Below are 22,489 nucleotides of genomic sequence, written 5' to 3' on the forward strand. Positions count from 1 at the left end.
GCCATATGAACATAGTGATTGTAGGGAGCCACCTTGCCGATTCCTTGGAACAGCACCTGTGCGATTCGTTTCGGGTGTTGGGCCACGATGCTTTTCTCATTGATGTCGTTGGGCTGGCTCCTATGGGCGGGCGAGGTGCCTATTGGCTGTCTCGTTTTGTTGGTTTATACGACCGATTCGTTGGTAAACAGCTAGCGGCTAAAATTGTAAGTCACCGGCCCGATCTGGTACTGGTAGTCTATCGGTACATGAATCCGATACTGGTAGAGGAGGTGAAGGCCCAATTGCCCAATACACCCATTGTTCAGATCAATCCAGATGCCTTATCGAATCTGGAAAGGCAACAGATCATAGCGGCCGATTTTGATTATTACTTCTCGAAAGAGCCCTACATCGTCGATGTGCTGCGGCATAAAGCTGGCCTGAACGCGCATTATTTACCAGAAGGTTTTAACCCACGCTATCACCAGAAGCCGCCCGTCGAAAAGGCCGTTGCTGAATGGCTCACCGATATCGATGTATTGGTATTTGGCAATTTGTATGCCTATCGGGTTCGGATGATCGAGCAACTGATTCGGGCTGGGGTTAAAGTGGTCGTATATGGGACGAAAGGTCCTTACATGCGTCCAGATATTCGTAGGGTTTTTCAGCGCCAACGACTGGTTGGGCAATCAAAAAATCGCCTGCTCTACGGGGCCAGGATCGTTTTTAATAATTTCCATTATGCCGAAGTGACGTCGGTCAATCAAAAATATTTCGAGATCAACGGGATTGGAGGTTTCCAGCTTTGTGACTACAAACCGACCGTAGACGCCTATACGGGGGTCCCGGCCGACCTGGTTACCTACCAAACGATGAATGACGCCATCGACAAGATTCGGTATTACCTGGCCCGGCCAGCCCGACGACACGAACTGGCGGCCAAACAGTACCGCCATTTTCAGGAACACCATACGTTCGACCATCGGGTTTCGCAGCTTTTGCAAACCGTCGGGTTGGTTCCGTCAATCGACCTGCCCCAACCAAAACCTGCTGACCGATGAATCGTCTTCTGCTTCCGTCCGTAGCTGTTCTGGGGTCGCTCTGGCCTATCGATGGTTCGCTTTATGAAGCGATGGCTGCGGGTTTTTCGGTCTATACCTTTCAGCGCTTCTTCAATGAGATTGGCCAGCGCATTGCTATTGTCGAAGGGATAGGAGCCATTGCGGCATTTGAGATTCTATTTATTCCGGTCATTACCTACTGGGTGTTTCCGGCCTCTATGCCTGTCGAATCAACGACCTATTTGGGCTATGCGCTACCCGCTTGCTGTCTGTTTTATATAGGGCTCAATGGCTCGAAACTTCATCGAGCCGAGCCCACTCATCAGATAAGTCTGGAATGGGTGTCCAGTTATCTTCAGGATCGACAAGCGGCTGCCCCGGTTCTGTTCTGTGTTGGGCTGGCTGGATTTATAACCAAGCGATTTTGGCCCGATGCGCCAACGTTTATGGGAGCCTTGCCCATGAATTGTCTGCTTACCAGTGTCCTATATGCCCGGTATGCCAATAGCCCGTTTCGGTGGCCGCTGATTGGTCTGGTTGTTATGCTGTGGCTGGTCAACATGGTGCAAACCGGGATGTTTGGCGAGTTGTTCTTTTGGCTTTTCTTCTGGTTACTGATGGGTTGTGTTGATCGGGTCCGGCCCCTGACAGCTTCTGTCAAACTGTTTGCTGTGGGACTGGGTTTGGCCGCCCTGCTTTTGATCCAATCCATAAAAGGGGAATACCGATACAAGACCTGGGGGTACTGGCGTACCGAACGCGCTGCTGATGCCGGCCTGATGGTTGACTTAGTGACAGACCGGCTGGCCCACCCTGCTAAGCTCCTGAATATCGCTCAGTTGTTTCGGGCCACGGTTCGGTTCAATCAGGGAATTCTGATTGGTAGTGCTATCGGAAAAGTGCCTGTTTATGAAGCGTATGCTCATGGAGAGGTACTCTTGTCATTTATCTATCCCTTTGTTCCTCGCTTCCTATGGGCCGATAAACCACTGGCAGGTGGATTCGCCAACATCAAACGATTTACGACCCTACCCCAACACGAGAACACCAGTATGAACCTTTCGCCCATAGGCGAAGGCTATGTCAATTTCGGTTATGGAGGCCTGCTTTTTTCCTGGTTTTATGGCACGATTTTGCGTACCTGTTTTCGTGCTGTTTTTCAAGTAGCCAGGCAGATACCATCTGTGTTGCTGTGGCTGCCTATGCTGTTTATTGGGTGCATGACCATGGAAACGGATGTGTTTTCGACCTGGGGAAGCCTGTTGAACAGCGCTGTATTTATAACCATCCTGTATTGGCTGCTGAAGCCAATCGGAGTGAATCTGTAACCGTAACGAAAACGAAGGAGGTCATCATCCTTCAGTACTCATGAAAATTACCAATTGCCCAATGCAGATTACCTATTTATTCCGCAGCCCAGGAACCGGGTATAGTATCGAAACAGTATTCGGGCATATCAGGCAGTCGATGAGCCTGTTGCACGATGTGCAGACGCAGGATGTTCAGATGCCGAACATCAGCCATAACCTGCGGCAGGTGTGGCAGAATCTGCGCTTTGTACGACGATTACACGCTGATATTTTTCACATTACCGGCGATGTACACTATGCGGCTCTGGCTTTGCCTGCATCGCGTACCGTGCTTACGATTCACGACTGCGGTCCTCTCAAAAAGTTTCGGCATCGTCCCTTCCGATACGTTGCGTTCTGGTTGCTCTGGTATTATTTACCCGTACGTCGGGCACGATACGTAACCGTTGTCTCGGAGAAGACTCGTCAGGAATTGATTCGCTACCTGGGCCGGATTGGTGAAAAGGCGATAGTCGTGCCTAATGGGTATGACCCCAGTATGGTTTATACCCCAGCTCGTTTCAAAGCCGAACGCCCAGTTTTACTACAGGTAGGTACGGCTTCAAACAAAAACCTGCTTAGGCTGATAAACGCGCTCTATGGTATCCCCTGCACACTAGTGATCGTAGGAACGCTGACAGACGACATCATAGCCTATCTGCAGACGCACCAGATCGACTATCGGCATTACGTCAATTTGAGTCGGGAGGCCCTTATCGACTGCTATATCAACTGCGATATGGTTACATTTTTATCAACTTACGAAGGGTTTGGGATGCCCATACTGGAGGCCAACGCCATAGGGCGGGTAGTGCTTGCATCGGCCCTTGAACCCCTGTTGAGCATTGCCCCTGGGGCAGCTCATTTTGTTGACCCAACCGATACAATCGCCATTCGCCAGGGGGTTTTGCGGTTGATGGACGATGAGTACTACCGGAACAGGCTTATTGAGGCAGGTCTCGATACTGTACGACGGTATTCGATCGATAAAGCCACTGAACACTATGCCGCTATTTACCAGAAAGCATTCCGTAATACCCCCCTGGCTGAAGTAGTCGCATGAAGATCGTTCTGTCGGCCGATTACTTTTACCCCTCGCAAATGGGTGGCCCCAGCAATTCGATTTACTGGCTGGCAAAAGCATTAAAACAGGCTGGGCATGACGTAACCGTAGTGGCTACTTCCCAGGCGTTGATATCGGTGCCCGTCAATACCTGGATTACGCGGGATTGCGGACGGGTGATCTATACCCAAAACCCTCACGCTTACCTACCCATAAACCATATCTGGTACGGTTGGCAGGCGATTCGAAATGCCGACATCGTTCATATCAACAGTTTTTTTTATCCTGCCTCTGTAGCCTGGGTGCTCATGAGTCGCATTACGGGTAAACCAATTATATGGACTCCGCATGGTGAGCTCAATCCGGCCGTTTTAGCCATCAAGCCCCTTCGCAAATGGCTGATAGTACAACTCATTAAGCTTACGAAGCCACGGCTTTGTTTTCATGCGGCCAGTGCTCCCGAAGCAGAGTGTATCCAACAGCATTTTGGCGCCGGGACTGTTGTCCATACCATTCGAAATCGCCTGGAAATGCCGGTGTTACTAACCCCTGACTCCATCGAGCGGTCGTATCTGCTTTTTATTGGTCGATTACATCCCGTTAAAGCCATCGATCGCTTGCTGAAAGCAATCAGTACCTCCAACGTATTTCTGGAAGGTAATTTTCAGCTATTGATTGCCGGGCCGAACACGCACAGAGTTTATGCGCATACCCTGAAGCGCTTAGTAAAAACATTGGGGCTTTCGGCCAAAGTATCCTTCATCGGGTTCGTTGGGGAGCCGCAGAAGCAACACTTGTATGCCAATGCTTTGCTCACGGTCTTGCCGTCGCATTCGGAGAGCTTTGGCAACGTTGTGATGGAATCACTGGCGCAGGGAACACCAGTCGTTGCCTCTATTCATACGCCCTGGCAATTGCTCGAAATGGAACGCGTAGGAGCCTGGGTCGATAATGCCCCTGATACGTTACGACAAGCCATTGAGCAGTATCTGTTGATGCCTTCAAAAGAATACCAGGCTTGCCGCGAACGCGCGGTTCATCTTGCCCAACAGACGTTTTCGATTGGCGATTCCATAAGCGAATGGACACAGATTTACGATCAGTTACTCGCTTCCAGTTAGCGGCCATCCGGTATGAAAATCATGAATGTTGTGGGTACCAGGCCCAATTTTATCAAGCTTGCCCCCTTGTATCGGGCGTTCTCCAGTGAACCAGAGATGTGTTCGAAGATTGTGCATACAGGCCAGCATAACAGCCTGTCGATGAGTGATGTATTTTTTCAGCAGCTTGCTCTGCCACAACCTGATTATAACCTGTGTATAAAGGCTGGAAATGCTACGCAACAGACAGCCGATATACTGGTCAAATTTGAGCGGGTACTGGCCAAAGAAAGACCCGATTGGGTATTGGTGATCGGTGATGTGACCAGCACGCTGGCCTGTGCGCTGGCAGCCGCTCAGCAGGGCATCCGCGTTGTGCATGTCGAAGCCGGGTTACGGTCGGGGGATCGGCAAATGCCGGAGGAGCGTAACCGGATACTTACCGATGCCCTATCCGAACTTTTATTCGTAACGGAGCCGGCGGGTGTTCAGAATCTCCAGCGCGAGGGCATAGCGGCCCATAAAGTGCATTGGGTAGGTAATGTTCTGATCGATGCGCTGATTCAGTACCGTTCGCAGGCTGCCGAATTGAACACGATTGAGCACCTGGGGCTATCGGGCAAAAGCTACGTAGTCTGTACCCTCCATCGCCCCTTTAATGTCGATACCGAAACCAGTCTGCGGAACGTGCTGGAATTGATCGAAACGGTATCTGTACTCAAAACCGTAATCTTTCCTGTACATCCACGTACTCAAGCTAACCTGTTGAAGTTTGGTCTGGAAGGCCAGCTTATGGCTATGCCGAATGTTCGCTTACTAGGGCCCCTGAGTTACCTTGACTTTCTGAATCTGATGGAAAACGCGGCTGCTGTCATTACCGACTCGGGTGGTGTTCAGGAAGAAACCACGTATCTGCAAATTCCCTGTTTAACCGTACGCCCGTCGACCGAACGCCCGATTACCCTAACCCTGGGCACCAATCAACTCATCGACGATCTGAGTAAACAATCGATCGGGCAGTTTATACGCGAGTCGTCAGATTCGAAAAAGGCCTATAAAAGCTCTCCGGTCTTATGGGATGGAAGAAGTGCAAACCGCATCGCCAAAATAATACTGGCAGCTCACGGCTAATGACGTCAAAAAAACAGTTTGTCCGGCAGAGCCCGGATAACACTATCGCTATTCATTCTTTCAATCGTATTGGGCTGATCTGGCGGACGGTGCGGCACTTGTCGGGCTGGCAGATTATGCATCTGGTATGGCATCGACTACGTGGCCGGGCACGGTTAACGTTTTCCAGTCGGCTCCGGCAAGGCCATTTTTTACAGGTTCCGGATGCCGATAAACCTGTATCGTGGCAGTCAGGGACATTTACATTTTTGAATCAATCCGTTTCGTTTCTACCCTGGATCAATTGGAATTTCAGCCAGTCAGGTAAACTTTGGACGTACCATCTCAACTACTTCGATTTTCTGAATCAGCCGCATATAAGCCAGAGTGGTGGCCTGAGACTGATACGGGATTTTATAGCCCAGACTCCCTGGTTAAAAGATGGGTTAGAGGCTTATCCAACATCGATACGGATCGTAAACTGGATTTACTTTTTGAGTCGCCACCAGATTCAGGATGATGTTGTTAACCGACATTTGTTTGCTCAGGCGACCTTGCTTAATCGCCGGATAGAGTACCATTTAGGGGGTAATCATGTGATTGAGAATGGGACTGCCTTACTTACCGCCGGGCTGTTTTTTAGGTATATGCACTGGCTCGGAAAGGCAGAACGGCTACTCCGAAAAGAACTATCCGGACAGGTTTTGCCGGATGGAGGGCATGATGAGCGTAGCCCGGTTTATCACCAGCTACTGCTCAATCGATTGCTCGATACGTTGACGGTTTTACGGGCAGATGCCTGGTACGATAACGCTGATTTTATTCTGTTCCTGAGCGTAACCGCATCCCGTATGCTGGCCTGGTTAAGTGCGGTTACGTTCCGTAATGGCGATGTACCTATGATGAATGACAGTGCCGTAGAAATGGCTCCGTCAACACCACAATTGCTTAACAAGGCCAGAACGGTTCTATCGGGTTCTGTTTGGCAAGAAAATAGATTACAGGAAAGTGGCTTTCGTATGTTCCGGCAGAACCGATATGAGCTTTTGGCAAACGTAGGCGGTATTGGTAAGGCGTATCGATCGGGTCATGCTCATGCCGACACCTTTTCGTTTGTCTTATACGTCGATGATCAGCCCATTCTTGTAGATGCGGGTACATCGACTTATGAGGTTAGTAAGCAACGACTCTGGGAGCGAAGTACCGAAGCCCATAATACGGTAACGATCAAGGATCGAAACTCCTCCGAAGTATGGGCAAGTTTTCGGGTTGGGCGCCGGGCGACGGTGAGCCTGCAAGTCGATTCGGAAACAGAGTTAACTGCCTGGCATGATGGATACAGGAGAGTCGATGTACTTCATCAGCGAACCTGGCTTATAGCACCCGACCGGATCCTGATTACCGACACATTGCTGAACACGCATACCCAAACTGTGGCCGGACAGCGTGGGACGGCACGTTTCCATTTTCATCCAGGTATTGCGTTACAGTTGATAGGAGATACCATTCAGGCTGATTCAATAAAAATAAACGTAAAATCCGATACCAAACCAACGTATCACGTCTCAACGTTTTCCAGAGCCGAGGGTTTCAATCGTCTTATTCCAGGACAGTGCCTTGAAGTCGTCTTTACGGATAGGCTGGAGACCTCTTTCCTACTCAGTGGATGAATATACTTTATCTGACGTTTTATTTTGAACCGGATCTGGGCCCAGGAGCTACCCGCAATACCTCGGTAGTCAATGAACTGGCCAGCCAGTTAGCTCCCAGCGATTCCATCCATGTCGTTACAACGCATCCCAATCGGTATAGCTTATACCATTCCCCCGCTACCAGTCATGAACAATGGTACCACGGAGGAGCTGCGATCACGGTGCAGCGGGTTAAAGTTCTGGAACACAAAGGCCGCTATGTGGGTCAACTGGCTGCGTTTTATAGCTACTACCGACAGGTCTGGCAGCTAACGAAAGAGCGGCCATACGATTTAGTAATAGCCTCATCGTCGCGTTTATTTACGGCATTTTTAGGGGCACGAATCAGTCGGCGCAAGCACATTGCTTTGTTCCTGGATATTCGCGACCTCTTTCGGGAAGCCATCCTGGAGATACTAAAGCGTCGTTGGTGTACTGCCCCTGCCGCCTGGATGATCGATGGGGTGCTACAAGTCGTTGAGCGGTACACATTCGGATACGCCCAGCATATTAATCTGGTTTCAGAAGGGTTTGCCGATTACTTCAGGCCATTTGACCAGGCTACCTACAGCTATTATACCCAGGGTATAGACGACCTGTTTATCAATATGCCGCATTCCGAAAAACGAACGGATAGTGCCGTTAAAACCATCCTTTACGCGGGCAACATTGGCGAAGGGCAGGGGCTCGATACCATTATTCCGCAAGCGGCTCAGCAATTGGGAGACGGGTATCGTTTTGTGATTATTGGCGATGGGAGCGCTCGATCGAAGCTGGAAAAAGCCATTCGTCGGAGTACCCGATCGAACATCGAATGGCATCCGCCAATCAGCCGGGCCAACCTGGTCAATGCCTATCAAATGGCCGATTACCTGTTTGTGCACCTGAATAATTTGGAGGCTTTTAAACGGGTAATTCCGTCTAAATTGTTTGAATACGGAGCTACTGATAAGCCTATACTTGCCGGCGTGTCTGGCTATGCGGCATCATTTATAGAAAAATACCTGCCCAATACGCTTGTGTTTCCGTCGGGTGATGTAAACAGGTTAGTTGAGCAATTGCGCCAAACGCCTTATGTCAGGTTAGCAAGAGATCGGTTTGTTCGGCAATTTAAACGTCGGACCATCAATGCCGCCATGGCGCGTCAGATTCGGCAGGTCCTGACAAACAGTACGGCTCACGTATGACAAGAGGTCGGCTTTATCAAGCCGACCTCTTGTTTTCTGAAACGCTGAATCAGTCTGCCGAGGTTTACATAGAGGCTGACTTAACACTCTTGCCAATGGCAATCAGGTCTTCGGGCGATTGATAGCCTAATACTTTTTTCAACACTTTACCATTGCCGTCAATAAACAGCAACGTAGGGTAGGCTTCGAGCGGATATACCTGCGACAACGCAGGGCCTTCGCCTTTTTCCATATCCATTTTTACGTTGATAAATTTGCTGTTGTAGAAATCACCCACCGCTTTCTTCGTAAACACATTCTTCTGCAACATCTTACAGGGGCCACACCAGCTAGCGTAGGCATCGAGGAAGATCACCTTTTTTTCGGCCTTGGCCTTTTTCAGGACTTCTTTCCAGGAGGTTTCTGTAAACTGAATACCTTCTGCGTCATTTTTAGGAGCAATATTGGGGTTGCCAGCTCGGTTAGTACGGGTCGGATGGGAGCCAGCCTGAGTTGGTAAAGAAGAAAATCCTACCAGTAAAAGCGCAAGTAGCCAAAAAACTTTTTTCATGATTGAACCGGCAATCCGGTGGTCTTTAATGGTTTTTCTGAGTCTATAACGCGTCGGCAGGCGATTTTCGTTTCTGATCGCCTGTTTCTGAAGCAAATTAATAGTCTACTTCTCAATTTACAAATGGTGTGCCATTCTCGGTAATCTTTCCGAACTTTGCAGCCGTTTCAACCCATGTCTGTCATTTAGGGTCATTCATTATCATTGATAAGCCAAAGCGGCCCTCGATGAATGACAACGAATGACGAGCCTTGACGATCAATGACTTCATCGTATGCCTGTTAAGCAAGCTGAGTTTTTTGTCAGTAACTCCGACCCCGCTAAATGCCCCAGCCCCGATCGGCCTGAGTATGCCTTCATTGGCCGTTCCAATGTTGGCAAATCATCGCTGATCAACATGCTTACGGGCCGTTCGGGGCTGGCCAAAATTTCGGGCAAGCCGGGTAAAACACAACTAATCAACCATTTCATAATTGATAATGAATGGTATCTGGTCGATTTGCCGGGATATGGGTATGCGCAGGTCAGTAAAACAGAACGAGAAAAATTTGCGGCACTCATTACGGGCTACCTGACCAACCGGCCTAACCTGCTCTGCATTTTTGTGCTGGTCGATTCGCGAATTGAGCCGCAAAAAATAGATCTCGATTTTATGGAGAATCTGGGCGATCGTGGCCTTCCGTTTGTTGTTGTGTTTACGAAAGCCGAGAAGCTGGGCCCGATGAAGTTACAGGCTACCCTCGAAACGTACCGGGCAAAGTTGCTGGAAAGCTGGGAAGAAGCCCCCACGTTTTTTGTGACATCGGCCATGACCGGAGCGGGTCGGGAAGACATTCTTTCGTTTATTCGGCCCCTGAATGAAGACTATGCAAAAGAACAAAAGAGTGAACGAAAGAAGCGAAATGCCGGGCCACTTCGAAAAACAGGCAACTAATCTTTGAGCCATTCCATCGGTCAGTAGCTCAATCATTCAATTATTGAAACGGGCAATACACCCACCAAAATACGCGTTACCAAATTACAAAGTCTCTCTATGGAAGCATTAAAACAGATTGCTAATGTGGCTGGCTACAGCGGCCTTTACCGAATTCTGAAACCCGGCCGGGCTGGCGTTATTGTTGAATCACTCGACGACAAAAAGGCTAAAACCATGATGGGGCCCACCGCACGGGTGTCGGTCCTTAACGATATTTCTATTTATGTCGATGACGGCAGCAAAGAACAGTCCATTCCATTGAGCGAAGTTCTGCTGGCCATCCACGAAAAATATGGCGATACATTATCCGTTGATCCGAAAGGTTCGCCCGACGAACTGGCGGAGTTCATGGCGTCGGTAGTGCCAGCTTACGATCGTGAGCGTGTTCGTCAGGCCGACATCAAAAAACTCATAAGCTGGTATGGTATTTTGAGCCAGTATGCTCCCGAATTATTTGAGGTAACGGCTGAAGCTGAAGCAGCATCGGACGAAAAATCTGACGCTTCGGAAGGCGTAGAAGAGGCTCCCGAAGCCCCTGTTGCCGAAAAAACGGCCAAGCCGAAAAAACAAAAGGCATAGGTTTGGGCTTTATGTAAGCACAGCTATTGTTACCAACGTTCTTATTTTCAGTAAGAACCGAAAAGCCGCGATGACCTTTGGTTTCGCGGCTTTTTAGATGGGTAATACATCGACCTCCACCTGAAAGGTGTGCCTGCCTGTGCTGAAAATGATCCCTTTCAAGGGCGAAACATCGCCGAAATCACGCCCCCAGGCGGTTGTGATGTGCCGTTCCTGCGGAATCAGGTCGTTGGTAGGGTCGAAATCACACCAGCCAATTTCGGGAACGTAGACAGATACCCAGGCATGAGTAGCATCGGAACCCTGTAGCTTGGCCGCACCCGGTAAGGGTTGCGTTTCCAGATAGCCGCTAACGTATCGGGCCGCAAAACCTAAGCTGCGCAGACAGGCAATGGTGAGGTGTGAAAAGTCCTGACAGACCCCTTTCCGTTCACGCAGTACGGTTTTTAACGGAGTATAAATAGTCGTAAAGCCGGGTACGTAAGTGAACGCCTTGTAAATTTTATGACACAGAAGCCGGGCACTTTCATAAAACGGATTCTGGTCATTAAAGCAATCGGCTCCAAACAGTCTGATTTCGTCGTCCCACTGCACAAACGGACTGGGAAGTATATAATCCAGTAACTCATTGCGGAGCGCCCGATCCGTTTGCAATCGTTTCCGTACCGCTTCATTGGTTAACAACGAATCCGGCGAGCTCACGGCCTGGGTTTGAAGTGTGCTTTTGGCAATAATAACGAGTTTGTTATGGGGTCTGTAAATCGAGAAATAGTGCGTGGTATTGCCATAAAAATCGGTGCGGGCGTCAATCTCGTCGGGCGTGGGGTAAATGGCCAGTGAAAAGTCAAGGCAGGTCTGATACCCTATGGTTTTTGGCATTACACACGCCAGTCCATGGTAATTATTGACGTTCTCGCTGTAATCATATTGGGTTTTATGGAATACTCTATAATTCATTTACAATGTCAACGATGGTTTCGGTAATGGAATGCTGCGTGGCGGTGTGGTTGAAATATTGATTGGCCGTATAGCTCGAAACATCGGCAATCAAACCGTACACCTGCGAAAGTATATTGCTAAGTTTTTCGTACGTCTGCGTACTGGGTTCAACAGCCGTAATGTCGGAGACATCAATGAGTTTGATTTGCGTAACCGCTTCCAGAATGGCTTTCCGGGATTTACTCAGCCGTTCGGATGCCTGCGGCAACTGGCTGATGCTATAATCCAGCGAATCCAGTAAATAGGCCAGCGAAGAGGGGATCTGCCGATCCAGCAAAATCATGTCCAGCACATACTCCTTGTCGTAATTGGTTTTATAGATCGACCGATAGTGTGATAGCGCAAAATGATTCATCAGTACCACTTCCATCAATTCACTTTCGATGATCGGTTCGGTTCTGATGCTGAAAATGGACTGCAGAATGGTAATTTTTGATAGGATACGCTCGATTAATTTTCCTGTTTCGAACAAGTAATAGCCATGGTTTCGAGGGATCGATTCGTTTACGATTCCATAAAAGGTAAACAGATGACTCTGCAAACTATTGAGGGTATTCTGAATATCGTTGGGGTTGTGGCTAGCCTGAATTTGCTGAAGTTTCTGATTGATATGTTCAATAACATCGATCGTTCGCCAGGTTACGTTGTTCCAGCGTTCGCGGACGGCCATCATAGCCCTTAAAAACGAATTTACCGATGCGGCTACCGTACCGGCTTTGTTGCTATTGGCAATACTATCGGCAATGATCGGAAACGGATTTTTAAAGTCCTCTTTAGTTTCATCCGAAAAGCAAGGCTGAATCTGAATGAGGTTGGATACCGTTTTCAGCAATATTTCGAGGTGCTGCGTCTTATTCTGACTGCCAAAATTACGTTGAAGGCTCAAGGCATTAAGCGTAAACATCAGAAAAGTGGCGGCATTCATACTCCGCTCACTGTAGCGGGCAGCCCAATAAAGATTTTCGGCACTACGGCTGGGCAGCGAAGTCTGCGTTTGATGATAAACAGTACCGGGCACTTTAACCCGTTCGCGGATCACGTCGGCCTCATCCGAAATAATCCAGGTATCCTTGGACACACTACCGTACTGGTTCGAAAACGTGAATTTGTCTTTCAGGGCCGAACTTCGGGTTAGTCCACCTTCCATCACCTGATACCCATTGGGCGTAGCAGTCAGGAAGGCGCGTATAGCCGCATACCGAGGCTCAATCTGCCCATCAACGAAGGTAGGGGTAGTGGAAAAACTAACTTCTTCCTGGGCCACATACTCGGTCGGATTTTGCAGAATCTGTTCCCGTAGCTGCTGAAGCTGCGCTTTTGTAAGCTCTTTGCCGTATACCGATCGGAAAACCTGCTTCCGGTTGGCTTTTTTGATAATCAGGCTGTCTAGATGATCGAGCGTATTCTGAAGCTCCTTAGGCTGACCGCACCACCACGTAGCTACCGATGGCAGAATCAGTTCTTCGCCCAGAAAATAACGGCATAGTGATGGCATAAACGCATTGAACGCCGAATTTTCGACCGCACTGGTACCGGGTGGATTAATGACCATCACATTACCGTTGCGGATGACCTGCAACAAACCGGGAACGCCCAATTTAGAATCGATGCGTAATTCGAGTGGGTCGCACCATTCGTCATCAATTCGTCGGATAATAATGTCGACCCGCTGAAGGCCGTCTATCGCTTTCACCCAGACACACCCGTTCTTCACCACCAGATCGTCGCCCTGAACCAGTGTATAGCCCAGATAAGATGCCAGATAGGCCTGCTCAAAGTATGTCTCATTGTTGGGCCCAGGGGTTAAATAAACGACGTTCAGATACGTTGACTTTTCGCGAAATACTTTAAAAATGGATTGCTGTGCCTGGGTAAAAAAGGGAGAAAGCCGACCAACGTACATATCCCGCGCCAGTTCAGGCATGATTTTGCTGATAATGGCGCGGTTTTCCAGGGCGTAGCCTGAGCCCGATGGAGCCTGCGTTCGATTATCGACTACCCACATGCGTCCGTCAGGACCGCGTGCCATATCGGCTGCGTACATGACCAGTTGGTTCTGGGTGGGTAGTTTTACATCGTAGCAGGAGCGAAAAAATCCGGTATTTGTATAAATCAATTCGGCAGGAAGTACCCGATCTTTCAGCATCTTCCGTTCGCCGTAGATGTCCCGCAGAATCAGATCCAGCAGGATCGCTCGTTGCTGCAACCCTTTCGAGATAGTCTGCCACTCCCGTTGTTCGATCAGGAAAGGAATCAGGTCCAGTTTCCAGGGGGTATTGAGGCCGTCGGGATGCTGGTAAATGTTGTACGTAACGCCATTTTCCCGAATCTTATTTTTAATCTCCTGTGCCCGGTTGGTCAGCTCCTGAAGGCCAATTTTTTCCAGTGACGTAAAGAGTTTCTGCCAATGAAACCTGGTTGTACCCTGGCTGCCCAATACCTCATCGTAGGTGTTTAGCTTTGTGCGGTATACGTCGAGCAAAGTACTGACAGATTCAGAAACCATTACGCAAATACGGATTACAGGAGTATATTGCTAAAAAAGCAATTGTGGCGATAAAATTACCCCTATATTGTATTTAGCCAACTTTTTTAAGGTTATTATTGGATTAAATAAAATTTTGTTTGTGAGAATGCAATTTCTGCACCTCTGAAAACAGTCGGGCCAGCATTGTCAATATGCTGGCCCGATCAGTTCGTAAAGATGAAATCCGGTATTCGTAAAGTGGTTTAATCGACCATGCTTAATTTGACTGTATTGGTCCGACGCGACTGGGTAAGCGGCATACTCAGGGTATTGATAAAAATATCACCTGATTGCAGTTTGCCTTGCCCGATCAGGGTTTGTTTGATGCCTTCCACCGTTTGATCGACCGTCAGGTCCAGATTTGGTTCATAGGGCATCACCTGAACCCCCCAGTACAGCCCCAGCGTATTTCGTAACTGTGCATCGTTCGAGAACACATACAAATCAGCTTTTGGGCGGTGATGCGAGATTCGTACGGCCGTGTAGCCTGAGTTGGTAATGCCGATAATCGCTTTGGCTTTGGTATCGCGGGCCAGTCGGCAGGCACTCATAACCACATTGTCGTTCAGGACATTATCGGTTGGCTCCTCGTTGACGTGCGCATGGTAGCGATAATAAATTTTGTCGGAGGTGGCTTCTACCTGCCGGATCGTGTTGGCCATGCTTTCAACCGCCAGGATGGGGTATTTGCCGGATGCGGTTTCGGCACTGAGCATAACGGCATCGGCTCCATCGAGTACCGAGTTGGCAATGTCGTTGATTTCAGCGCGGGTTGGCCGTGGGGCGTCGATCATGCTTTCGAGCATCTGCGTGGCCACGATAACAGGTTTGGCTGCCTTGTTGCATTTCTCAACCAGCATTTTCTGAATCATCGGAACCTCTTCGGCCGGCAGCTCAACACCCAGGTCACCACGGGCAACCATGAGGCCGTCGGTAGCGGCAATGATGGAATCGATGTTCTGAATGGCTTCGGGCTTCTCAATTTTAGCCACTACGCGGCTTCTTTTGCCCTGCGATTTGATGTATTCCTTGATTTCCAGAATTTCAGAGGCTTCCCGCACAAAGGAGAGCGCAATCCACTCTACCTCATGTTCAAGTCCGAATTTAAGATCGGTCCAGTCTTTTTCGGTAACGGCGGGCATCGACACTTTTGTATTCGGCAGGTTCACACCCTTTTTGGATTTCATAGGCCCACCGTACACTACCTCAGTGACTACGTCAGTTCCTTCAGTGCGCAACACCCGAACTTCCAGCTTGCCATCGTCCATCAGAATACGTTCGCCCGGATGCACATCCTTATACATATCTTTATAGGGTGTACTGACGCGTTCGGCCGTTCCCAGGATATCGTCGTTGGTAAAGACCAGTTCCTGACCGGGCACAATCATGACACCATCTTTATTCTCCACGTTGCCGATTCGGATTTTCGGGCCTTGCAAGTCCTGGAGTACGCAGAGGTTCAGGTTGTATTCCTGGTTGATTTCGCGGATACGGTTCAGCCGCATCAGATGGTCTTCGTGAGTACCGTGGGAGAAATTGAGTCGGAACACATTCACCCCGGCTTTGGCTAATGCCAGCAATTGCTCTTTGGTTTCGGAAGCCGGGCCAATGGTGGCCACAATTTTGGTTTTCTTAGACATAGGATGGGAAAAATTGGGCAAAATTGGCCAAAGCCGGTGCAAAAATAACCGGATGCCCTAAAAAACGGTGGTATTCATCGAAATTTTACAGCAATGAGCCCCATTACAGGCAATCTACGTCGGCTACGATGCTTACCTGACGGAGCCCTTTGTCGGTCAGGATGTCGTTGATTCGATCCTGAATATAGGTTTTGACGGCTTTGATGTTGACTTTATCCCGCTCAATTTTAATCAGAATGTCGAACAAAAACTGGTTACGAATTCGCTCGACCAGGGGTTCTTCCGGGCCCAGCACGCGACTACTGCCCAGTACATCCGTTAGCTCGGCGGCTAGTCGCTCGGCCGCCTGATGGCTGATGAGTTTATCGGTATGCCGGATGGTTAGTTTGATAAGCCGGGAGAAAGGAGGGTAGTTGAAGTCCTGCCGCTCCTGAATCTCTTCTTCATATAGCCCCTTATAATCATTGGTAATGATCTTTTGCAGAATGGGCTGCTGCGGATTATTCGTCTGGATGAGTACGGTTCCCTGTCGTCCGGCCCGTCGCCCGGCCCGACCACTTACCTGGGTCAGCATCTGGAAGGCCCGTTCGGTAGCCCGAAAATCCGGGAAGTGAATCAGACGATCGGCGTCGAAAATACCGACCAGACTGACATTGTCGAAGTCGAGACCTTTGGTAATCATTTGCGTACCTACCAGAACATCAACCTGCCCCCCTTCAAACTCCTGAATGATTTGCTGGTAAGCGTTTTTGGCGCGAGTCGTATCCAGATCCATTCGCAACACCCGCGACGATGGAAAAATGATCTGAAGCTGGTCTTCCAGCTTTTCCGTTCCGAAACCTATGGTACGCACTTTGGTAGAGCCACAGGTAGGGCAGGTACGGGGCACGGCCTCTTTATGACCACAGTAATGACAACGCAGTTCGGCATCGCGCTGGTGGTAGGTCAGGCTAACGGCACAGTTCTGGCATTCGGCTGTCCAGTCGCAATCTTCGCATTGCATATAGGGCGAATAGCCCCGCCGATTCTGAAACAGAATGCTTTGTTCCTTTCGCTCCAGATTCATCTCCAGCGCCCCGAGCAGGGCCGACGAGAATTCGTTCTTCATCGTCTTTTGCCGCTTTTCCTGCTGGGTGTTGACCAGCACAATATTGGGCAATGTGGCTTCTCCGAATCGCTGGAATAGTTCGACCAGCCCATAGCGCCCCTGCTTAGCCTGAAAATAGGTTTCGAGCGACGGTGTGGCCGATCCCAGCAGCACTTTGGCCTGTTGCCAGTGGGCCAGCATAATTGCTACATCACGGGCATGGTAGCGAGGAGCCGGGTCGTGCTGCTTATAACTCGTTTCGTGCTCTTCATCAACAATAATCAGGCCCAGGTTATCGAAAGGCAGAAATACCGACGATCGGACACCCACCACAAACTGGTACTGCCCCGATACGACGCCTTTCCAGACCTCGACCCGCTCATTGTCCGAAAATTTGGAGTGATAAATTCCCATTTTATCCCCGAAAACCCGCTGGAGCCGCACCACTATCTGGGCTGTCAGGGCAATTTCGGGCAGGAGGTAAAGTACCTGTGAACCACCCAGTAACGCCTGTTGAATGAGGTCGATGTAGATTTCGGTTTTGCCGCTACCCGTAATCCCGTGAAACAGCACAATGTTCTGACGGGCAAACTGCTGCATGATCTGGTTGGAAGCTGCCTGTTGGGCATCGGTCAGGCGGATTTCTACCTGAGGAGCCAGATTGTCTGAAAAACGGGGCTGAATAACCTCGAAGGTTTCAAAAACACCATTTTTGATAAGCGTCGACAGCGACGATTGCGAAAGCTCATCGTCCTGATTAAGAATCGTTTTGTCCAGCCCTTTCTGGTTCAGCGACGGGTCACGCTGCATGGGTACATGGCGCAGGTACCGCATCACTACTTCCTGTTGTTTGGGGAGTTTATCGAGCCGTTGAATCAGAGCCAGCATTTGCTCCCGCTCTTCGTAGTTGCGGTGCAGCCTGATTTTCCGAATCATTTTAGGAATGTATTTTTCCCGAACTTCTTCGAAAACAATAACGGCTTTCTTGCCCACCAGCGATTTGATCAGAGCAGGTACGTTGGTGCTCTCACCCGCCAGACGTCCTAATTCTTCGTAAGAGAGGGCAGGATGCTTTTTGAGTTCGGTAAGCAGTACTTCCTCAAACTCGGTAAGCAGTTCAGGATAATCGAAATCGGGATTAAACTGCACCTTCGATTGACTCGATATTTTAAGCCCCGACGGCAGGGCTACATTCATGACATCCCCAATGCAACACATATAGTAGTCAGCCATCCATCGGAACAGTTCCAGTTGATAGCCAGTCACCAGCGGGTATTCATCCAGCACTTCACTGATATAACGTGCCTGATAGGCCGTAGGTGGTGAATTGTGCAATTTGGCCACTACCGCAGTCAGAACCCGGCTATTTTTTTTACCAAAAGGCACGATTACTCTGGCACCAATTTTGAGAATGTCGGCCATTGCTCGAGGAACCCGATAGGTAAACAATTTTGGGACCGGAATAGGCAGAATTAAGTCGGCGAAGAAGGTAATTTCTTCACTGTCAAACGACGAAAATAACGTATTGAGCTGATTTTCCACTTGTTGGATACGGATGGACAGTAAATATACACAGAAACCCGAAGCGGTCTGGCAAGGCTTTTGTCGTATGCACGTCTATTGATTTTCTTTTTGTAAACAAAAATTTAAATAAAGAAAATCAAAAAAAAAGATGTCACTAGATGGGTCTGATCGTGTATTTGTCTGGTACTCAGTACGCATTCCTTTTTCCAACAAAAATTTCTTAAATTATGAAGCTTGTCTACAGACTAATATCTGACCTGTATGGGCGATGGTTAGTTCTTTGTTTCCTCTATTTTATTAGTACGCTAACTACGCAGGCTCAGGTAAAAGGGGTTGTGTTCCGAGACTTCGACTTAAACGGTGTTCGGTCCGATACACTACCTATTGAAGTAGGGCTGTCGGGAGTTGTGGTGCTGGCTTTTGTCGATCAGAGCAATACGCCCGTATCGACCACAACAACTGCCGACGGTTCGTATGCCTTTAGCAGCAGTGACGTACCGGCTGGGCAGCCCGTTCGGGTCGAATTCAGAAATTTCGCTTCGGGCGATTACAATGGCCCTTATGGAGCCGGTAGCGGAACCAGTGTGCAATTTGCAAAAGCACCAGCGGAGCATGTTAATCTTGGGGTCAACTACCCCGCCGATTACTGCCAGCCGACCGGCTTACAGTTAGTGACGCCCTGTTACGTAAACGGTAATTCGCAAATCACCACCGATAAGGATGGCAATCCGGTGCCAGCCGATAAGCAGGCGGCTCATGCCGACGCCTTAGTTCGTTTCGCTTATGAGTCGTCGGGTATGGCCGGGCCAGGTAATTTTATGCCTACCCACCTGGCATCGGCTGGCGAAGTAGGAACGATCTGGGCGCTGGCCTACCAGCGCCGGAATAAGGCTGTTTTCAGCGCTGCGGTTGTCAAGCGACATGCCAGTTTTGGTCCGGCAGGTCCCGGAGGTATTTACAAAACAGACATCACGTCTGGTACGACCAGTACCTTTATGTCGGTCAGTTCGGTAGGAATCGATGTAGGCGATGACCCACACCAGGATCCGTTAGCCAATTTGTTTGGCGATAAAACCGAAGCCAGTACCGATCCCAGTTCCATGTCGGCCATGGGACGCATGAGTTTTGGAGGAATGGATATGTCGGAAGACGATAAAACCCTCTATTTTGTTAATCTGAAAGACCGGAAAGTATATAGCTTATTTGTTGGATCGCCAGCGGTTGTGCCTACGTCGGCTGCAGCCGTCAAGTCATGGGATATTCCAAACCCGGGATGTTCGAATGGTGATTTTCGCCCCTGGGCATTAAAGGTATATCATGGCGCGGTATATGTTGGGGTGATTTGTTCGGCCGAAACGTCGCAGTTGCAAAGTGATTTGAAAGCGACCATCTACCGTTTTGATCCAACTGCGGCTACGCCCACATTTACAGAGGTACTTTCGTTTCCTCTTGATTTTCGCCGTGGCTCGGCCGACCTCACCGGCACCTGCATTCAGTACGATCACTGGCTTCCCTGGACTGAAAACTGGCCTGCTGCCTGTGGTATCGGTCCTGATCCAAAATTTGTCATGTACCCTCAGCCGATTCTGTCGGATCTGGCTTTTGACGACGATGGCTCCATGCTCATCGGTTTTCTGGATCGTTTTGGGCACTTATCCGGTGTGGCCAACCATGACCCCAGTGGCAACGGATTGTATGATGGCTTTACGGGTGGCGATCTACTCCGGGCTTATAACGATAATGGTACATTCAGGCTGGAGCAGAATGGGAAAGCTGGTAATCTGACGGGCTCAGGTGTGGGCAACAATGAAGGACCCGGCGGAGGGGAGTTTTATGGAAATGATAAATGGTGGTTCTTTGGTAACGTAGCCCATGCCGAAATCACAAACGGGGCCTTAACGAAAGTGCCGGGTTACGACGATATTATAACATCGGCGTTCGACCCTATCACGGATGTGTATCAGTCAGGGGGATTGAAAGTCTTTAATGTCAAAACGGGGGCTGAAAATCGGAATTATGTTTTGTACACGATCAACCCGGGTTCATTCGGGAAAGCAGCAGGGCTGGGCGATAATCAACCACTTTGCGATCCGGCTCCTGTCGAGATTGGCAACCGCCTGTGGTTCGATGACAACCGCGATGGGATTCAGGATGCGTACGAACCCGGTATCGACGGCATTGTACTCACCCTGCACGACATGCAGGCGGGTGGCGCACAGATAGCCTCTCAAAAAACGCATGATGGCGGTCAGTTTTATTTCAATAGTACCACGGTTCCCGGTGGGCTCCAGTTTGGACATAGTTACGAGATTCGGATGGATACGACTCAGTTACCGCTGCTGGACATAACCCTGGCCGGAACCAAACCCATAACCCCAGCCGCTTCGGGTGGCCGCTTGGCCGCGCGTGGGGCTCGGCTGTCGTCTCCGACCTCACAGCGTTACTATTCGTTGTCGCCAGCTAATCGCGGCAACTTTACCGATCCCGACCTCCGGGATTCCGATGCGAGCCTGGTTGGCGGTTCGGCAGTAATTGCGGTAACGACGCTCGATGCGGGACAGAATGACTTTACCAATGACCTGTCCATTTACTCCTGCCCGCAGTTAAAAAATGAAAAAGACACCATTGCGGTCTGTACGGGTGTGCCTATTGATTCTATAGCTGCTGTTGGCAATTATTTCAGTCGTGTCGATTCGGTTCGGTTTGTCCTGTTCACGACCCCTCAATCGGGAACGGCTATGTATAGTAATACGGGTACTGTGCTGGGAACGGTTAAGCCAGACGCCAATAACCGGGCGGTGTTGCATAATCCGGGCATCAGTACGGCCAATAATACGGCTGGCATTTCCCGGCAGTACGTGTATGCGATCATTTACCCAATGCCCGAAAATCCGGCCTGTCGTCAGGAAGGCGAAACGGTCATTGAAATCACCCCTGCCCTCGCTGTAACAGCTACCGGAGGCAAACTGACCTGCTCCGTCAACTCCGTAACGCTAACAGCACAGGCTATTTATAAAGACGGATCGGCAGCTCCCCATGCAACCTATTCGTGGGCAGGCCCTGCTGGATTTAGCAGCGCGGTTCAGAATCCAGTGGTATCGGAAGCAGGAACCTATACCGTAACGATCAGTAGCATCGATTGCCCCAGTGCGTTTACAACGGCTATTGCCGAAGTGACGGCCGATACAACCAAACCTGTATTGGAGGCTTTTGGAGCCGCTTTAGCCTGTAAAGGCTGTACAGCTACTTTATTTGCCGATGCGCCTGGAGCTACTTTGTTCTGGACGGGGCCTAACGGTTTTACCAGCACCGCAGCAGAGCCCGAAGTAACGGTAGCGGGCGATTACACCGTTGTGGCTACAGGCGTAAATGGTTGCAAGATCGATCTTTCGGTTGAAGTCCAGCCGATTACTGATGACCCCTGCCCACCGTTATCCATCACCGCTACAGGTGGCAAATTGACCTGTTCCGTTGTATCAGCCACTCTGACAGCCCAGGCCAGCCTACTGGATGGAACAGTGCCACCAAATTTGGTTTATAAATGGACTGGACCGAACAGTTTTAGCACTACTGCTCAGAATCCGGCTATAGCTGTGCCGGGGAATTATACGGTTATCGCCTATACGCTCGATTGCCCGGATGTCATTGCGTCTGCTACAGTTGTTGTGACGGCCGATACAACCAAACCCGTTCTGGAAGCATATGGGGCGGCTATACCCTGCAAAGGCTGTAGCGCTACATTATTTGCCGATGCGCCTGGAGCTACTTTGCTCTGGACGGGGCCTAACGGTTTTACCAGCACCGCAGCAGAGCCCGAAGTAACGGTAGCAGGCGATTACACCGTTGTGGCTACAGGAACCAATGGCTGTAAAATTGACCTTAGTGTCGAAGTGTCACCGCCCGATGGCGACGACCCCTGTACAGGTAGGGAGCCCCGGTGTTTGCCAATATTGGTGCGACGGGTACGATAACTCGCCAGGGTATCATACAATCAACGAAAAGGGGGTGCGCCTAGGCGCACCCCCTTTTCGTTGACCAATTACGCTCGTACATCTATGGATATT

Annotated in this window: 15 protein-coding genes; 10 read left to right on the top strand and 5 right to left on the bottom strand. The window is 49.7% G+C overall.

The genetic code is table 11. The features are described from left to right. Nucleotides 1-5 precede the first annotated feature (5 nt). Genes B153_RS0112930 through B153_RS0112960 form a run of 7 tightly spaced genes read left to right on the top strand, consistent with a single transcriptional unit; the run spans nucleotide 6 to nucleotide 8,543 of the window. A complete protein-coding gene (locus tag B153_RS0112930) occupies nucleotides 6-1,043 on the top strand; it encodes a CgeB family protein (protein ID WP_020597142.1) in 1,038 nt (345 codons plus the stop codon). Further along, the gene (locus tag B153_RS0112935) at nucleotides 1,040-2,371 is read left to right on the top strand and encodes a hypothetical protein (RefSeq protein WP_020597143.1); all 1,332 of its coding nucleotides are present in this window, start codon (nucleotides 1,040-1,042) and stop codon (nucleotides 2,369-2,371) included. The genes B153_RS0112930 and B153_RS0112935 overlap by 4 nt, the downstream gene beginning before the upstream one ends. Nucleotides 2,372-2,411: 40 nt before the next feature. Continuing rightward, the gene (locus B153_RS0112940; RefSeq protein WP_020597144.1) at nucleotides 2,412-3,455 is read left to right on the top strand and encodes a glycosyltransferase family 4 protein; all 1,044 of its coding nucleotides are present in this window, start codon (nucleotides 2,412-2,414) and stop codon (nucleotides 3,453-3,455) included. Further along, complete coding sequence (locus B153_RS0112945) at nucleotides 3,452-4,576, top strand: glycosyltransferase (protein ID WP_020597145.1); 1,125 nt, start codon at nucleotides 3,452-3,454, stop codon at nucleotides 4,574-4,576. Before B153_RS0112940 ends, B153_RS0112945 begins: the two co-directional genes overlap by 4 nt. A 12-nt stretch (nucleotides 4,577-4,588) precedes the next feature. Next, entirely contained in the window at nucleotides 4,589-5,686 is a 1,098-nt protein-coding gene (wecB, locus tag B153_RS0112950; protein WP_020597146.1) for a non-hydrolyzing UDP-N-acetylglucosamine 2-epimerase, read from the top strand. Further along, entirely contained in the window at nucleotides 5,686-7,335 is a 1,650-nt protein-coding gene (locus B153_RS0112955) for an alginate lyase family protein (protein ID WP_020597147.1), read from the top strand. The genes wecB and B153_RS0112955 overlap by 1 nt, the downstream gene beginning before the upstream one ends. Next, complete coding sequence (locus B153_RS0112960; protein WP_020597148.1) at nucleotides 7,332-8,543, top strand: glycosyltransferase family 4 protein; 1,212 nt, start codon at nucleotides 7,332-7,334, stop codon at nucleotides 8,541-8,543. Before B153_RS0112955 ends, B153_RS0112960 begins: the two co-directional genes overlap by 4 nt. A gap of 64 nt (nucleotides 8,544-8,607) precedes the next feature. On the opposite strand, the gene B153_RS0112965 is transcribed toward B153_RS0112960, so the two are convergent. Beyond that, entirely contained in the window at nucleotides 8,608-9,093 is a 486-nt protein-coding gene (locus B153_RS0112965; RefSeq protein WP_020597149.1) for a thioredoxin family protein, read from the bottom strand. A 274-nt stretch (nucleotides 9,094-9,367) separates the two neighbouring features. On the opposite strand from B153_RS0112965, the gene yihA reads away from it, so the two are divergent. Further along, nucleotides 9,368-10,027, top strand: a complete 660-nt coding sequence (gene yihA, locus B153_RS35050; protein ID WP_020597150.1) for a ribosome biogenesis GTP-binding protein YihA/YsxC — start codon at nucleotides 9,368-9,370, stop codon at nucleotides 10,025-10,027. 99 nt (nucleotides 10,028-10,126) lie between these two features. Continuing rightward, complete coding sequence (locus B153_RS0112975) at nucleotides 10,127-10,648, top strand: DUF5606 family protein (RefSeq protein ID WP_020597151.1); 522 nt, start codon at nucleotides 10,127-10,129, stop codon at nucleotides 10,646-10,648. 93 nt (nucleotides 10,649-10,741) lie between these two features. Here B153_RS0112975 and B153_RS0112980 read toward each other — a convergent pair whose 3' ends face one another. The 4 genes from B153_RS0112980 to priA all read right to left on the bottom strand — a co-directional run bounded on the left by B153_RS0112980 (nucleotide 10,742) and on the right by priA (nucleotide 18,443). Beyond that, nucleotides 10,742-11,605 (bottom strand): transglutaminase family protein, encoded by an 864-nt coding sequence (locus B153_RS0112980; RefSeq protein ID WP_020597152.1) that lies wholly within the window; start codon nucleotides 11,603-11,605, stop codon nucleotides 10,742-10,744. Beyond that, nucleotides 11,595-14,153, bottom strand: a complete 2,559-nt coding sequence (locus B153_RS0112985; RefSeq protein WP_020597153.1) for a circularly permuted type 2 ATP-grasp protein — start codon at nucleotides 14,151-14,153, stop codon at nucleotides 11,595-11,597. Before B153_RS0112985 ends, B153_RS0112980 begins: the two co-directional genes overlap by 11 nt. 224 nt (nucleotides 14,154-14,377) lie before the next feature. Further along, entirely contained in the window at nucleotides 14,378-15,814 is a 1,437-nt protein-coding gene (pyk, locus tag B153_RS0112990; RefSeq protein WP_020597154.1) for a pyruvate kinase, read from the bottom strand. 103 nt (nucleotides 15,815-15,917) lie between these two features. Then, nucleotides 15,918-18,443 (bottom strand): replication restart helicase PriA, encoded by a 2,526-nt coding sequence (gene priA, locus B153_RS0112995; protein ID WP_020597155.1) that lies wholly within the window; start codon nucleotides 18,441-18,443, stop codon nucleotides 15,918-15,920. 209 nt (nucleotides 18,444-18,652) lie between these two features. Between priA and B153_RS0113000 the strand changes: the two genes are divergently transcribed. Beyond that, on the top strand, nucleotides 18,653-22,396 hold the full coding sequence (locus B153_RS0113000; RefSeq protein ID WP_020597156.1) for an SdrD B-like domain-containing protein: 3,744 nt from the start codon (nucleotides 18,653-18,655) through the stop codon (nucleotides 22,394-22,396). Nucleotides 22,397-22,489 lie beyond the last annotated feature (93 nt).

Origin of the sequence: Spirosoma panaciterrae DSM 21099, assembly GCF_000374025.1 — a bacterium.
GTDB lineage: Bacteria > Bacteroidota > Bacteroidia > Cytophagales > Spirosomataceae > Spirosoma > Spirosoma panaciterrae.

Excerpts from the sequence above, each read along its gene's own strand:
- B153_RS0112930 (WP_020597142.1), top strand. The coding sequence starts at position 6 with ATGAACATAGTGATTGTAGGGAGCCACCTTGCCGATTCCTTGGAACAG.
- B153_RS0112935 (WP_020597143.1), top strand. The coding sequence starts at position 1,040 with ATGAATCGTCTTCTGCTTCCGTCCGTAGCTGTTCTGGGGTCGCTCTGG.
- B153_RS0112940 (WP_020597144.1), top strand. The coding sequence starts at position 2,412 with ATGAAAATTACCAATTGCCCAATGCAGATTACCTATTTATTCCGCAGC.
- B153_RS0112945 (WP_020597145.1), top strand. The coding sequence starts at position 3,452 with ATGAAGATCGTTCTGTCGGCCGATTACTTTTACCCCTCGCAAATGGGT.
- wecB (WP_020597146.1), top strand. The coding sequence starts at position 4,589 with ATGAAAATCATGAATGTTGTGGGTACCAGGCCCAATTTTATCAAGCTT.
- B153_RS0112955 (WP_020597147.1), top strand. The coding sequence starts at position 5,686 with ATGACGTCAAAAAAACAGTTTGTCCGGCAGAGCCCGGATAACACTATC.
- B153_RS0112960 (WP_020597148.1), top strand. The coding sequence starts at position 7,332 with ATGAATATACTTTATCTGACGTTTTATTTTGAACCGGATCTGGGCCCA.
- B153_RS0112965 (WP_020597149.1), bottom strand. The coding sequence starts at position 9,093 with ATGAAAAAAGTTTTTTGGCTACTTGCGCTTTTACTGGTAGGATTTTCT.
- yihA (WP_020597150.1), top strand. The coding sequence starts at position 9,368 with ATGCCTGTTAAGCAAGCTGAGTTTTTTGTCAGTAACTCCGACCCCGCT.
- B153_RS0112975 (WP_020597151.1), top strand. The coding sequence starts at position 10,127 with ATGGAAGCATTAAAACAGATTGCTAATGTGGCTGGCTACAGCGGCCTT.
- B153_RS0112980 (WP_020597152.1), bottom strand. The coding sequence starts at position 11,605 with ATGAATTATAGAGTATTCCATAAAACCCAATATGATTACAGCGAGAAC.
- B153_RS0112985 (WP_020597153.1), bottom strand. The coding sequence starts at position 14,153 with ATGGTTTCTGAATCTGTCAGTACTTTGCTCGACGTATACCGCACAAAG.
- pyk (WP_020597154.1), bottom strand. The coding sequence starts at position 15,814 with ATGTCTAAGAAAACCAAAATTGTGGCCACCATTGGCCCGGCTTCCGAA.
- B153_RS0113000 (WP_020597156.1), top strand. The coding sequence starts at position 18,653 with ATGAAGCTTGTCTACAGACTAATATCTGACCTGTATGGGCGATGGTTA.